Source organism: Streptomyces sp. NPDC043685 (assembly GCF_056436585.1).
In genome coordinates, this window is sequence record NZ_JBWKCH010000010.1 from 70,654 (window position 1) to 83,215 (window position 12,562).

The 12,562-nt window shown below is 69.0% G+C and carries 11 protein-coding genes and 1 pseudogene; 8 read left to right on the forward strand and 4 right to left on the reverse strand.

All coding sequences use genetic code 11. From position 1 onward, the window contains the following. Positions 1-115: 115 nt before the first annotated feature. Complete coding sequence (locus AC0665_RS29840; RefSeq protein ID WP_478706163.1) at positions 116-724, reverse strand: hypothetical protein; 609 nt, start codon at positions 722-724, stop codon at positions 116-118. A gap of 770 nt (positions 725-1,494) precedes the next feature. Next, on the reverse strand, positions 1,495-2,484 hold the full coding sequence (locus AC0665_RS29845) for an aldo/keto reductase (protein ID WP_478610233.1): 990 nt from the start codon (positions 2,482-2,484) through the stop codon (positions 1,495-1,497). 305 nt (positions 2,485-2,789) lie between these two features. On the opposite strand from AC0665_RS29845, the gene AC0665_RS29850 reads away from it, so the two are divergent. Continuing rightward, complete coding sequence (locus tag AC0665_RS29850; protein WP_478706164.1) at positions 2,790-2,993, forward strand: hypothetical protein; 204 nt, start codon at positions 2,790-2,792, stop codon at positions 2,991-2,993. A 193-nt stretch (positions 2,994-3,186) separates the two neighbouring features. Here the strand turns inward: AC0665_RS29850 and AC0665_RS29855 are convergent, their stop codons facing one another. Further along, on the reverse strand, positions 3,187-3,633 hold the full coding sequence (locus AC0665_RS29855) for an Lrp/AsnC family transcriptional regulator (protein ID WP_478706165.1): 447 nt from the start codon (positions 3,631-3,633) through the stop codon (positions 3,187-3,189). A 93-nt stretch (positions 3,634-3,726) separates the two neighbouring features. On the opposite strand from AC0665_RS29855, the gene AC0665_RS29860 reads away from it, so the two are divergent. The 5 genes and pseudogenes from AC0665_RS29860 to AC0665_RS29880 all read left to right on the forward strand — a co-directional run bounded on the left by AC0665_RS29860 (position 3,727) and on the right by AC0665_RS29880 (position 8,079). After that, positions 3,727-4,539: an LLM class flavin-dependent oxidoreductase gene (locus AC0665_RS29860; RefSeq protein WP_478706166.1), complete on the forward strand. Its 813-nt coding sequence runs from the start codon at positions 3,727-3,729 to the stop codon at positions 4,537-4,539. Continuing rightward, entirely contained in the window at positions 4,536-4,988 is a 453-nt protein-coding gene (locus AC0665_RS29865) for a nucleoside deaminase (RefSeq protein WP_478610237.1), read from the forward strand. The genes AC0665_RS29860 and AC0665_RS29865 overlap by 4 nt, the downstream gene beginning before the upstream one ends. Positions 4,989-5,355: 367 nt before the next feature. Continuing rightward, positions 5,356-5,551: pseudogene (locus AC0665_RS29870) on the forward strand (LacI family transcriptional regulator); the annotation flags it as partial. 103 nt (positions 5,552-5,654) lie between these two features. Continuing rightward, positions 5,655-6,767, forward strand: a complete 1,113-nt coding sequence (locus AC0665_RS29875) for an ArsR/SmtB family transcription factor (RefSeq protein ID WP_478706167.1) — start codon at positions 5,655-5,657, stop codon at positions 6,765-6,767. 52 nt (positions 6,768-6,819) lie between these two features. After that, positions 6,820-8,079 (forward strand): MFS transporter, encoded by a 1,260-nt coding sequence (locus AC0665_RS29880; protein ID WP_478706168.1) that lies wholly within the window; start codon positions 6,820-6,822, stop codon positions 8,077-8,079. Positions 8,080-8,541: 462 nt separating this feature from the next. Here the strand turns inward: AC0665_RS29880 and AC0665_RS29885 are convergent, their stop codons facing one another. Next, complete coding sequence (locus AC0665_RS29885; RefSeq protein ID WP_478706169.1) at positions 8,542-9,504, reverse strand: helix-turn-helix domain-containing protein; 963 nt, start codon at positions 9,502-9,504, stop codon at positions 8,542-8,544. A 243-nt stretch (positions 9,505-9,747) separates the two neighbouring features. Here AC0665_RS29885 and AC0665_RS29890 point away from each other — a divergent pair, with 243 nt between their 5' ends. After that, positions 9,748-10,623 carry a phosphatidylinositol-specific phospholipase C domain-containing protein gene (locus AC0665_RS29890; protein ID WP_478706170.1) on the forward strand — a complete coding sequence of 292 codons (876 nt, stop codon included), beginning with the start codon at positions 9,748-9,750 and terminating at the stop codon, positions 10,621-10,623. A gap of 6 nt (positions 10,624-10,629) precedes the next feature. Next, entirely contained in the window at positions 10,630-12,450 is a 1,821-nt protein-coding gene (locus AC0665_RS29895) for a GDSL-type esterase/lipase family protein (RefSeq protein ID WP_478706171.1), read from the forward strand. Positions 12,451-12,562: the final 112 nt, after the last annotated feature.

Here is a 12,562-nt window from a genome sequence, read left to right on the forward strand (position 1 = left end):
TCGGCCCATGACCAGCAGCGTGGAGATCGCCGAGCAGTGCCCGGCGTCTGAACTTCACTGCAGCGGACACCGGTCGGTCTGGTGCAGCAATGCACACGATCGGGCCCATGTTGGTTCAGGGGGTGAAGACCTGCTCGAGACGGTCGATGGCTCCGTCGGCGCCCAGGTGGTAGCGGAAGACCAAGCCGCTGTCGGGGTGGGCTTCCAGCCAGTCGAGAAACTCCTGCACGCCGATGGGCTGATTCTCGGTGCTTGCCACGATGGGGTCGGTGACGGTGACGTACGCGGCCTGGTCCATGGGCAGGTAGGTCTCCTTGCCGACCGTCTCGAACGGTGCGCCGTCGGAATCCGGGGTGCCGCAACCCCAGTTGCCGTGTCGGATGATCAGACTCAGGGACCCGCCTTCGGGTGTGTAGCGGTATACGGCGATCTCATCCGGCGAGATCGGCATCTTGTGATCGCAGCCGTCGTCCCCACCACCGGTGCCAGCTGATGCCTTCGAGCCAGAGGCCGACGCAGCGGGTGTGCCCGCCGGTACCGCGGGTGGGGACACCTTGCCGCCTGCCGAAGGTGAAACCTTGTCGGCGGGCAGCGGCTGGGGGGACGCGGTTCCGTCGGTACCCTGCTCGCCCTTGGTCGGCGAGGAAGTGACGGCCGACGTCGCCGTGCCGCCCGCGCTCGGGGAGTCCGGGGAGCAACCGGTGAGCGCCACGAGCCCGGCCACGCAGGCGCCCAGGGTGAGCGTCCGGAAAGCGATCGGTCTGTAGCGACGTGTGATCATCACGATATGTCCCCCGTTGTGGTGGTGGCAGCGGTTACTGAGTAGCCGCGTCAGCTTGAGAGACCATATTCAGCCACGGTTGCCTGATCGCATTGTGCTCTGCGCCGTCTGTTGCGGATCGGTGACCTATGCGGCTCCCGTGGATACTCACCGGTCGCCTGACGAAGTCGACATCCGCGCTCCGCACCGAGCTTCGGATGTACGCGAGGGCAACGGATCGCCACGAGCCCCTGAGGGAAGCCCTCATGAATCGTGCGGGTGAACAACGGTCAGCGGGTGGAGCCGCCCACGCGGTGAACAGCGGAGTTTTGCCGTGAGCGCAGGTAGCAGTGTCGCCGGGTGACGGACAGGGCGTTCCCATCGAGAGGGGACGCATACGCCCGCAGCACGGTTACCGATGAGGGCTGATGTCACAAGTGGTGAACAAAGTACGTCGTCGAGGACTTTGTGGCGGATGTGGCCGCACGGGACCCGGTGACGTGACAGAGGTCGAACTCTCGGCCGCAGCACAGGCCTTCCTCGACGCCTGCCGGGGTCTATGACCCTTAGGGCACTCTGAGCAGTTGGGCCCCTGCCGATGACTCGTTCGAGTCATCGGCAGGGGCCCAACTGCGAACTGTGTGTCGTACTTGTTGCTTCAGGGTGATGTTCTCTGTGACGATCCGCTCCTCCGTTTCCTGCGGAGCCCCACGTGTGGCGTGTGCGCCCCTCTCCTACCGGTTGACGGACCGCATGCCTGCCTCGTCGTACCGCTCACCAGCCGCCTCGGGCAGCTCCGCCTCGATGCGGGCCAAGTCTTCCTTCGTCAGGTCAATGTCGACGGCGGCGACGTTCTGCTCCAAGTAGGTGCGGCGCTTGGTGCCCGGGATCGGCACCAGGTCCTCGCCCTGGGCCAGCACCCACGCGATAGCCAGCTGAGCCGGCGTCACATCTTTCTCGACAGCGATCTCCTTCACCTTCGCCGCCAGCCGCAGGTTCTCCTCCAGATTGGCGTCCTGGAAGCGCGGGTTCTGGCGGCGCCAGTCGTTGGCGTCCAGGTCGTCCGGCGAGGTGAACCGCCCGGCGAGGAAGCCGCGGCCGAGGGGCGAGTACGGTACGAAGCCGATACCCAGCTCCCTGCAGGCCGGCAGCACCTCGGCCTCCACGTCCCGTGACCACAGCGAGTACTCGCTCTGCACGGCCGTGACCGGGTGCACGGCGTGCGCACGCCGGATGGTCTGGGCGCTCGCCTCGCTCAGCCCGATGTAGCGCACCTTGCCCTCGGCGACCAGCTCGCCCAGCGCGCCGACCGTCTCCTCGATTGGCACATTCGGATCGACCCGGTGCTGGTAGTACAGGTCGATGTGGTCAGTTCCCAGACGCTTCAGGGAGCCGTGGACGGAGCTGCGGACATGTTCGGCCGAGCCGTCCTGCGGGCCGACCGTGCTGATGTCACCCGGTACGGCGTCGTCCATCCGGTAGTTGAACTTCGTCGCGATCACATACTCGTCGCGGTGCCCCCTGATCGCCTCACCGACGAGGGACTCGTTGGTGAGCGGGCCGTACATCTGCGCGGTGTCGAGGAAGTTCACCCCGAGTTCGAGGGCGTGGCGGATCGTCGCGACGCCCTCCTCTTCATCGGCTGTTCCATAGAAGGCGGACATGCCCATGCACCCCAAGCCGATGGCCGATACCTGCAATTCCCGCAGACTGCGCTTCTGCATGTCGTGTCCCAGCCTTTCCCTGCACGCTTGATCGTCCTCCGGGCGGCACGAAGTGTCCCGTCCATCCAGCACAGATGCCAGCAGACGGCATCCAGGAGGACCGGGCACTGGACAGCCTCGTGCGCCGTTGCGTCCTCGACGCTATGACTTCGAGCGCACTCCATGGCAAGTGAGATCACGGCAAAATGACGCGGCCGTCCGCGTGCTGCGCATGAAGAGCTCGTATCGCCGCCCATGACCGACAACAACAACGCCAACACCAACACCGGCAACAGTTGCAACGGAACGGGCTCCGGCTGCCCGGCATGCCTGGCCTCGGAACCGGCTGCGACGGCTACGACGTCAAGCGCTCAGCCGACGAAGGCGACAACACCGGCACGCTGCTGGGCATGGCCGGCTTTCTGCCGATCATCGGCGACGCGATGAAGCTGCCCGACCAGCTCAAGGACCTGGAGCGGGTGGCGACGCCGCGGAGACCGCCAAGAAGAAGCCTGAGGGCGTCAGGGTGAACCCGGACGCCCTCCAGCCCCTGGACCGGGGAAACACGGGCCGCACCGAGGCGCGCAACCTCAAGGAACAGATCGCGATGAAGCAGGTGATGTCCGACCCCGCCGGCCCCAGAGCACGGGTCGTGCCGCTGAAGAAGGGAATGGCTGGCACCCATTGCCGATCAGCGGGCATGTGGCGGCGGTCGGCTGTCGGTCAGGGCCGCTTGGGTCCGCGGTAGGGCAGTGTTCGGCTGTAGACGACGCTCGTGGTCGTGGTGCCGAAGCCGGCCAGTTCGTCCATGAGCGTCTCCAGGTGTTCCATGGAGGTCGCGGCCACCTTCAGGGTGTAGCAGTCGTCGCCGGTGGTCCGCAGGCACTCCAGGATCTCGCTGCGTTCGCTGAGCAGGTGGTGCAGTGGCTGGTGGCGATTGCCGGGGTACTTCAGGCGGACGACGGCGAGCACCGGGTAGCCGACCTTGGCCAGGTCCACGCTGGCGTGGTAGCCGGTGATGACGCCCAGCGACTCCAGATTTCGTACCCGCTCGGTGGTGGCCGACGGGCTGAGGCTGACGCGGCGCCCCAGCTCGCTGAGGGAGACGCGGGCGTCCTGCTGCAACTGCTCGATGATCGCCCAGTCGATGTCGTCGAGGTTCACGGCCATCGTGCGATATTACCGGGAGATTCGCTTTAGGAAGCTGGAACTACCGGGAAGGTTCGGTTCCCCGCAGCGTGATCACCGCAATAACCTCGAGGCATGCAACTTGGTGTCAACGTACCGAACTTCGGGCCCGGGACCGACCCCGGCGTGCTGCGTGAGTGGGCGCGGGTCGTGGCGGGGATCGGGTTCGACCTGCTGATGGTGTCGGACCACGTGGCCGTCACCCCGGATGTGGCGGAGCGGTATCCGGAGCCGTTCTACGACCCGTTCACCACGCTGTCCTGGCTGGCCGGCAGCAGTGGTGGCGAGCTGTGGCTGGGCACGACCGTGTTGGTGCTGCCGTACCGTCATCCGCTGCTGGCGGCACGGATGGCAAGCAGCCTGCAACGGCTCAGCGGTGGGCGGTTCGTGCTCGGAGTGGGGGTCGGATGGGCCCGGCAGGAGTTCGACGCGCTCGGGGTACCGTTCGGCGCGCGGGGCCGGCTGACCGATGAGTACCTGGGGGTGATGCGGCGGGTGTGGGAGGCGGAGGACCAAGCCGCGCCTGCGGTGTGGGTCGGCGGGCACAGTGCGGCGGCGATCCGGCGGACGGTCAGGTTCGGTGATGCCTGGCATCCGCTGAGGCTTCCGCTGACGCGGATGCGGTCGGTTCTCGCGGGCAACGCGTTGCCGGGGTTCGCGCCGCGGATCGCGCTGCGTCTGACCGACGCTCCGGTCGAAGATGCCGAGCGGCCGGCGGGCGTCGGCGACGTGCAGCAGATCGTGGGTGATCTGGCGGAGCTTCGCGGGCTTGGTGCCCAGACAGTGGTGCTCGACCCCTACCACGGGGACCCGGCTCAGACCCGACGGCCCGAGGCTGCGTGGAGCGTGCTCACCGCGGTTGCCGAGCAGTGGGAGATGGCGTCGTGATCACCCCCGCTGACGAGGTGCTGCTGCGGCAGGCCATCGGTATCGCGGCGCGCGCGGTGGAGCTGGGCGATGCACCGTACGGCTCGCTGCTGGCCGGACCGGATGGGACGATCCTCGCCCAGGCGCACAACACGGTCCGGCGGGACGACGACATCACGGCCCATCCGGAGTTGAAACTGGCCCGGTGGGCGGCCCGTGAGCTGGATACGGGCACGGCCGCCCGAACCACCATGTACACGAGCTGCCAGCCGTGCGGCATGTGTGGCGGCGGCATCGTTCGCTCCGGCATCGGCCGGGTCGTGTACGCGCTCTCCACCGAGCAGCTCGTGGAACTCAACCCGGAGTCGGGCCTCTGGCCGTCAGTGACGCAGGAGGGTCCGGCCCTGCTCGACGAGGCACGCGCACCCATCAACTCCTACTACGGGCCGAGCCCTTCGGCCGGTACTTGACCCACCCATCCTCATCCGACAGGCGCTTTTCGTAGGCCTCGCGCAGTCCCACCGCCTGGTCGTCGTCGGCGCGTGCCGGTTCCGTCGGCGACGACGCCATCAAGACGCTGGTACTCCAGGCGTCGGCGAGGTCGGTGGCGGGGGGCGGGTGGCTTCTGCGGGGCCGGGCCGGTCTTGTTCCGGCTGGATCGGTTGGGTCAATGCGCCTCGAAGGAGCGCCCCGGCGATGCCCGCGTCCCGTGGCAGCTTATGGGGCGACGCTCGACCGTCACCGTCACCGTCACCGTCACGGTGCCGACGGCGAAGACGGGGCGGCCACGGCCAGTAGCGTGGCGACCGGTTTGCGCAGTCCGTAGGCGACCGCGCGGACATGGACGCCGCCCAATGCCGACTGCGCGGCTATCAGGACTCTGGCGCTATCCGGTCTGGACCATGAGAAGTCCCTGGTCGCCGAGAGTGACTTCACGCAGGACAGCGGGCGCCGCGCCATGACCGAACTGCTCGAACGGCATCCGGAGATCGACGGCGTGCTCGCCGCGTCCGACACGACCGCATCGGGAGCCCACGGCGAGAACGACGCACAGGTCATCGTGGGGTCAGCGTCGCCGACCACCGTCTCGCGCGGCACGCTCCCTCCGGGGCCGCCGGACGGCGATGATGACGAGTATGACGATCGTGTTCCGGGTGCCCGCCGGTGGTGCGGAGCGCGTGGGGTTCGCCTACTCGCCGACGATGGAAGCCGTACTGAGCCTGCATGTGCTCGTGGAGCCCAAGCATCACCCTGTCCAGCACGGCTGGGTACGCGCGATGCGCAAGCTGTCGCCGGCCCTGAAGCGGGAGATCGAGGCGTTCTCCTACGCGGTGCGCTCGTACTTTCCCGAGTTCCTCTTTCCGCGGCCGACCGGCGGGCTCGCGGACTTCGGCAGCGAGCTGGCCGGCCTGCGCACGGCGGACCCGGAGCTGGTCCGGCTGGAGTTCGCCATCCCGCTGCTTTCGCCGTGGCGGGGCGGCGGCGAAGGCAGGGATCCACACGCGCTGCGGGAACCGGACGTACGCGGCCTGCTGCGGGAACGCGCCGCACAGGAGAGCGACGAAGCGATGGCCGCGATGCTCCTCGACGACCCCCGCGCACTCCTCGAAAGGTTCCTGAGCATGCTGGAACGCTATTGGCGGGAGGCGTTCGAGGGGGAATGGGCGCGGATCGAACCGGAACTGGCCGCCGGGGTGAGCGAGGCCGGGCACCAGATCGAACAGCGCGGACTGTACGGCATGCTCCGCGGCCTGTGGCCGGAGGTGCGCATCGACCGGCAGGCCGAACGCTTCTGGCTGGAGCGCCCGCACGACCACGAGGTCGCCATCGGCCCGGACGACACCCTGCTGCTCGCCCCCAGCGCGTATGTGTGGCCGCACGTACGGGTCAACTGCGATGGCCCCTGGCCCCTCGGGCTCGTCTTTCCCGTCTCGTCGATCGCCCGGGAAGCCCGCCCCAGGATTCCTCCCGCACAGCTCGTCGGCATGCTCCGCGCGCTCGCCGACGACACCCGCCTGCGTGCCCTCCGGCTGATCTCCGAACGCCCGCGCAGCACCCAGGAGTTGGCCCCGCTCGTCGGCGTCAGCGAGGCCGCCCTGTCCAAGCACCTGCGCGTCCTTGCGGACGCGGACCTGCTCGAACGCCGCCGCGAGGGCTACTACGTCCTGTACCGGCTCCTGCCCGGGCAGGTGGCGGGTCTCGCTCCCAGCCTGGAGAACTTCCTGCACACCACAGACCCCATTGATTAGCCATCTGCCTAATAAGTGGATCAGGTGCCGGACGAGATCCGACAGTGGCGGCATGTCACTGCTCAGGGACCGCGATTTCCTGCTTCTCTTCGTCGGCCAGGCCGTCTCACGCTTCGGCGACGGCCTGTACACCGCCGCGACCGCTTGGCTGGCCTGGTCGCTGACGAAGGACCCGACGGCCGTCGCCGTGGTCAGCGTGTCCGCGTTCGCGCCCGCGTTCCTGGCCACGTTCGTGTCCGCCTCGTACGCCGACCGTTACGACCGCCGCAAGCTGATGATCGCAACCGATCTGGCCCGGGTCGCCGTGGTGGCGGTGGCCGCGGTGCTGCTGCCCCTCGGCCTGTTGAACCTGTCCCTGCTCGTGGCGGCAACGGCGCTGCTGGCTCTGATCGGCGCCCCGTTCGCCCCGGCACGCAACGCCATCGTCACGCAGATCGTCCCGGCCGACCGTCTGCAACAGGCCAACGGGTTGCTGCAGGTCGCCTTCCGGGCCGCCTTCTTCGTCGGCCCGCTCATGCTCGCGCCGCTGCTGACCTACGGCTCCATGCGGGCGGCGCTGGTGGTCAACGGACTGACCTTCCTCGGTTCGGCGGGTGCCGTGGCCGCCATCCGCGTGACCCGCCCCGTCCTGGCTGCCGGCCAGGCGGGCCTGTGGGCCGATCTCGCCGCCGGGCTCAAGGCCGTTCGGGCCGCTCCCGACGTGCTCGTGGTCATCGTGACCTTCGTGCTCGCCCTCGCTCTGACCAGCGGTTTCCTGACGGTGGGGCTGGTTGCCGTCGTGGGGCAGGGCGGCCGCTACGGCCTGCTGCTGGGCGTCGCCGGGGTCGCGGAAGTGGCGGGGGCGCTCCTGTTGGCCGGCTTGCGGATGCGCAGGCTCGCCCTGGCGGCGGTGCTGGCCTGGGCCCTGCTCGGAATCTTCCGTGCGCCGCTCGGAATCGTCACCTCCACTGCCGGGGCCGCAGTGCTCCTGATCGCCACAGGGCTGGCCTCGGCCCTCACGGACATCCCGCTGATCGCGCTGGTGCAGCAGCGCATACCGAGCCACCATTTGGCAAAGGCGTTGGGCCTGTGGGAGGCCGGAGTGGCGGGAGCCTTGGCCGTTTCTCCCTTCGTGGCCTCGACCACCATCGCACTCACCGGAGTCAAGGACGCCTTCCTCCTCTCGGGCGCCGCTCTCGTCGTTCTGGCCATGACCGCCGCGCTCACCCTGGCCCGCACAGCCAGAGCACAGCGGCCCGGGCAGTTGCGCATCGGCGTCCCGCCTAGCTCCGAGGCCGAACAAACGGCAGTCGCGCCGGAGTCCGCCGGGTGACCGGCCCCTTGCTGTCCTCCAGCCGGACGCCGGCTTTCATCATCAACGGCCCCATCGCCCAGGCGTTGGCCGCGACCAGGGACCGACTGGAGAAGACGCAGTCCACCACCGGCCTGTACGACGGGACGCCGGTGGCGTCGGAGTGGCGATCTCCCTCAGGGCGGCGGCCAGGTCCGTTGCGTGTACGGGGCAGCGGATGTCGTCCGTGAACAAGGCGCCCTGCCGGGTGCCGGTGTCCGGCGCGTGCCCCAGCTGCTCGTGCTCGGAGTGGTCGTCGCCGATGATCAGGGGGGTGCGGGCGACGTCCGCGCCGGGGCACAGGCAGCGTCGTCGCCGGTACGGAGGTGGCTCCCGCCGCCCGCGTCCGCTCGGAGTACGTCCGCAGCTTCAAGGACATGACCAACGTGAGCACTTGAGGTGGGGTGGCAGTGCCTGGCGGTGCGGACCTGAGAGGGGGCGGCGCTACTTCACCGCTCCGGTGCGGAACGGGTGACCGCCGTCGTCGATCCGTAGCGTGCCCGAGCGGGGGCCCTGGGTCCATCTCAATTCCAGGTACCAGCGCACCTCGCTCTTCGACGTGTGCGCGGTGACGTCCAGGTCCAGAGGGGTCCCGGCGGACGCCTCGTACGGGAAGCCGCGCCTCGGGCTCACGGCCCGGGGCTCGGGGGCGTCCAGGTCCACGGCAAACGGGTGTTGCGCGTCTGTGTCTTGGCAGTCCGCGTAGGTGACTTCGGCAGGCAGGGCGTCGGTGGACAGTACCCGGACGTCCATGGCGGTCATGGTCACGGGGTTCTTTGTCGTGCTCAGCACCTTCAGGCGGAACGTCGTGGGACGGGTCCGAGTGCCGTCCGTCCGGGGGCAGTCGTCGTCGGACGGGACGACGGCCGCCGAGAGGGGGACGTTCCCTCCGGCCGCCCCTATCTCCTCGGTCGAGGGGTCGGGCACCGTGATGGCCGGAACCGTCAGGTCCGGTACCGACTCGGCTCGGAACCGGTCGATGGCCAGCGCTCCGGAGGTGCTGAGGGCGACCACGGCGGCCCCCAGCAGGACGTACCGCGAGATGAGTTGGCGGGCTCGCGGCGTCGGCTCGGCGACAGTCGGTGGACTCTGGACGACCGGTACCGGCGCGGGCACCGGCGCCTCCGCACCCTGCGGCGGGCTCGCCCCTCTCCCGCGCCGTGCCTCGTCCGCCACCGCCCATCGCCGGTGCAGCTCCAGCAGCTCCTGGGGGTCCGCCCGGCAGATCCGGCCGAAGCGTTCGACCGGGGCGAGTTCGGCCGGCACCGAGTCACCGGTGCAATAGCGGTGCAACGTCGAGGTGCTCAGGTGCAGCCGGCCCGCGAGAGCGCTGTAGCTGAGGCCCGAGCGCTCCTTCAGCGAGCGCAGCATCTCACCCAGCCCGGCCGCCGTATCGGCGTCCCTCACCGTTCCCACCCCGCCCACACGTCCCACCCCGTGTCCCATGCGGCCGCATCCCGCCTGGTCAGGGATGTGGAACGTCTCAGCGTTCTGGAACGGCCGTCCGGGCTGGCCCGGGACGGACGTCCCGGGCAGGCTGCGATCACCAACCGGCGAGCCCGACAAGGGAATCATCACACATCTCGCCGGATGACCCGCGCGCGCACGCGCGGCCCTCCAGTCGACCGACCGATCCGCCCCAGGATGGAAATGATCACCGTCATACGCCAGACCCGCTCGTCCCGAAGATCCCTGATGCGCCGGCCGGCGATGGTGGCGACAAGCACCGTGTTCGGTGTGCTCCTCGCCCTGCTGCTGTCCGTCTCCGGCGTCTTCCTCTCCGCCACCCCCGCCCGGGCGAACGACTACTACAGCAGCATCACCGAAGCCTCCACGGTCAACGTCGACTGGATGTCACGCGTCCCGGACGGGACCAACCTCGCCTGGCTCTCGGTGCCCGGCACCCATGACAGCCTCGCGCTCTGCGGGGACACACCGGACCCGGACACGGGCCAGCGCTCGGGCATCATCACCAGCATCACCCAGACGCAGGAGAACCACGGCTTCAGCGCGAAGACCCTGACCACCCAGTTCGACGCCGGCATTCGGGCGCTCGACATCCGCGTCCGGGTCGACAAGGGGGACGAGGGGCTGAAGTTCACCGTCCACCACGGTGCCACCTATCAGTACGCCAACTTCACCGACGTACTGAAGGCCACCAACGACTTCCTGAGCGACCACCCCGGCGAAACCGTCCTGATGAACCTGAAAGCGGCGTGCACCGGCTCCACCTTCTCCTGCAAGGACGCCGACGGGTTCGGGACCGACGAGTGGCGCAAGAAGATCTTCGACTCCTACCTGAACGGCCGCTCATACACCGGGGACGGTAACGAGAGCACCCCGTCGACCGCCTGGCGCGACCTGTTCTGGGGCCCCTCGGTCACCGGCAAGAGCCAGTCGAACCGCGTCCCGACGCTCGGCGAGGTACGCGGAAAGGTCGTACTCCTCGGCTACCGGAACACCGGCGGCGGCATCTTCGGCGGCTACGGGCTCAAGCAGCCCTACCCGTCCGGCGGCTCCAACTAGGAGTACGTGCAGGACGACTTCGAGCTGTCCACCATCAGCGACATCGAAGACAAATGGGAGAAGGTCCGCGCGCACCTGCGCCGGACCAACGGCACCTGGGACGGCAGCCGCCCCGGTGAAAAGGACCACGAGTACAAGCAGGACGCGCTGTATCTGAACTACACCAGCGGCTTCGGGACAGGCGTCCATCCCTACACGGTGGCGGGCGGCACCCCGACAGCGACCGGTGTGAACAACTTCCTCATCCAGTGTCTGCGCGCCGAGAAGGACCGGTGCCCGGAGTTCTACGCCGGACGCGACGACCGGTTCGGCGGGCGGTCCGACCTGGACCGTATGGGCGTCATGATGATGGACTTCCCCGGCGGCAAGCTCATCGACGAGATCATCGCCCGCAACTCCGTAACGCACACCGACATCCGCGACGTCATGGTGGTCGGCGATTCCATCAGCCGCGGGTACGAGGGCGACCACACCTGGCGCTACCGGCTGTGGGACTGGGCCAGGAGCAAAAAGTGGCCGGTCACCTTCGTCGGACCGTACCGGGGCACCGTGCAGCAGGCCGACGCGCAGCCGCCGCTGCCGCCGGTGCTGGGCGAGAGCGGCGACGGCGAGCCCACGGAGCCAGGCCCGGGCGACCCGCGCGTCCAGGGCGAGTACGCCGGGGACGTGAATGCCGGGTTCTCCGCCGGCGGCTCGGCTTACTACGCCCTTTGGGGCCGTTCACTGACCCGGACCGTGCCGACCATCAAGCCGGTGATGCAGGAGCTGAAGGCCAAGGGCCGGACGCCCGACCTGCTCCTGGTCGAGCTGGGCTTCAACGACATCGGCTGGTACGGGGCGGGCGCCGATCTGGTCGGCACCATGAAGAAGTTCGTGGACAACGCGCGGGCCGTCAACCCGGACGTGCGGATCGTCCTGGCCAACGTCCCCCAGCGGACCACCCTGGGCGACGCGAACCCCGGCCTCCCCCAGCGCATCAGCGACTACAACGCGGCCCTCGCCAAGGCGGCCCCCGGCTGGAGCACCAGCGCCTCGCCGGAGGAACTGGCCGACCTGAACAAGGCGATGGGCTGCGACCCGAAGGCGACAACCTGCACCACCACCTACGACGGACTGCACCCCAACGCCCTCGGCGAGTACCGCATCGCCCAGGCGTTCGGCACCGTGCTGCACAAGGAGTTCGGCATCGGCGCCGCCGCGCCCGACGTACCGGACAGCGCACCCGGCCGGTCGCTCGCCACACCGTCCGGCATGAAGTTCGACGGCACCCAGCAGGGCGTCACCGCCACCTGGAACAAGGTCTTCGGCGCGCACACCTACGACGTTCAGTGGCGTGACGTCACCACCGGCTCGAACACGGACTGGCAGGACGTGGTGCCCGGTGTGAGTGCCCCGCGCTACGACATGTCCTGGCAGTTCACCGACCAGCCCTACGACGGCCACACCTACGAGGTGCGGGTCCGCGCGGTCGCCGGTGACGGCGCGGCCAACCGTTCCTCGTGGTCCTCGGTGGTCCGGGGCAAGGCGGCGCCGACGACGGCGGGGCGGCCGCAGGGGCTCACCGCGACAGCCGGCGCGGGCTCGATCGACGTGCGCTGGTCGGCACCGACCGACTCGCACAGCGGCTCGATCGTCCGGTACGCGGTGTGGGTGTACGACAAGAGCACCCCGATGAACCACTCCCGGATCATCGGCTACCCGGCCTCCGCCCGCTCCGCCAGGATCACGGGGGTCACGGCGGGTCACGAGTACGTGATCCTGGTCTGCGCCTGGAACGCGTCGGGTGAGGGGAAGCCGAGCATGAGCGACACGGTGGTCCCGGGCTAGCGACCGGGTGCGCCGTCCGTGCCGAGCGCTCCGTTCGGGGGCACGTTCCGGGTGGGGCGCTCGGCCACAAGCATCGAGGAGGTCGGTCCGAACACCGGCGAGATCACCCGGG

Coding starts and splice junctions, on each gene's coding strand:
- AC0665_RS29855 (WP_478706165.1), bottom strand. CDS start 3,633: ATGGCCGTGAACCTCGACGACATCGACTGGGCGATCATCGAGCAGTTG.
- AC0665_RS29850 (WP_478706164.1), top strand. CDS start 2,790: ATGCCTGGCCTCGGAACCGGCTGCGACGGCTACGACGTCAAGCGCTCA.
- AC0665_RS29880 (WP_478706168.1), top strand. CDS start 6,820: ATGTCACTGCTCAGGGACCGCGATTTCCTGCTTCTCTTCGTCGGCCAG.
- AC0665_RS29860 (WP_478706166.1), top strand. CDS start 3,727: ATGCAACTTGGTGTCAACGTACCGAACTTCGGGCCCGGGACCGACCCC.
- AC0665_RS29875 (WP_478706167.1), top strand. CDS start 5,655: ATGACGATCGTGTTCCGGGTGCCCGCCGGTGGTGCGGAGCGCGTGGGG.
- AC0665_RS29845 (WP_478610233.1), bottom strand. CDS start 2,484: ATGCAGAAGCGCAGTCTGCGGGAATTGCAGGTATCGGCCATCGGCTTG.
- AC0665_RS29890 (WP_478706170.1), top strand. CDS start 9,748: ATGATCACCGTCATACGCCAGACCCGCTCGTCCCGAAGATCCCTGATG.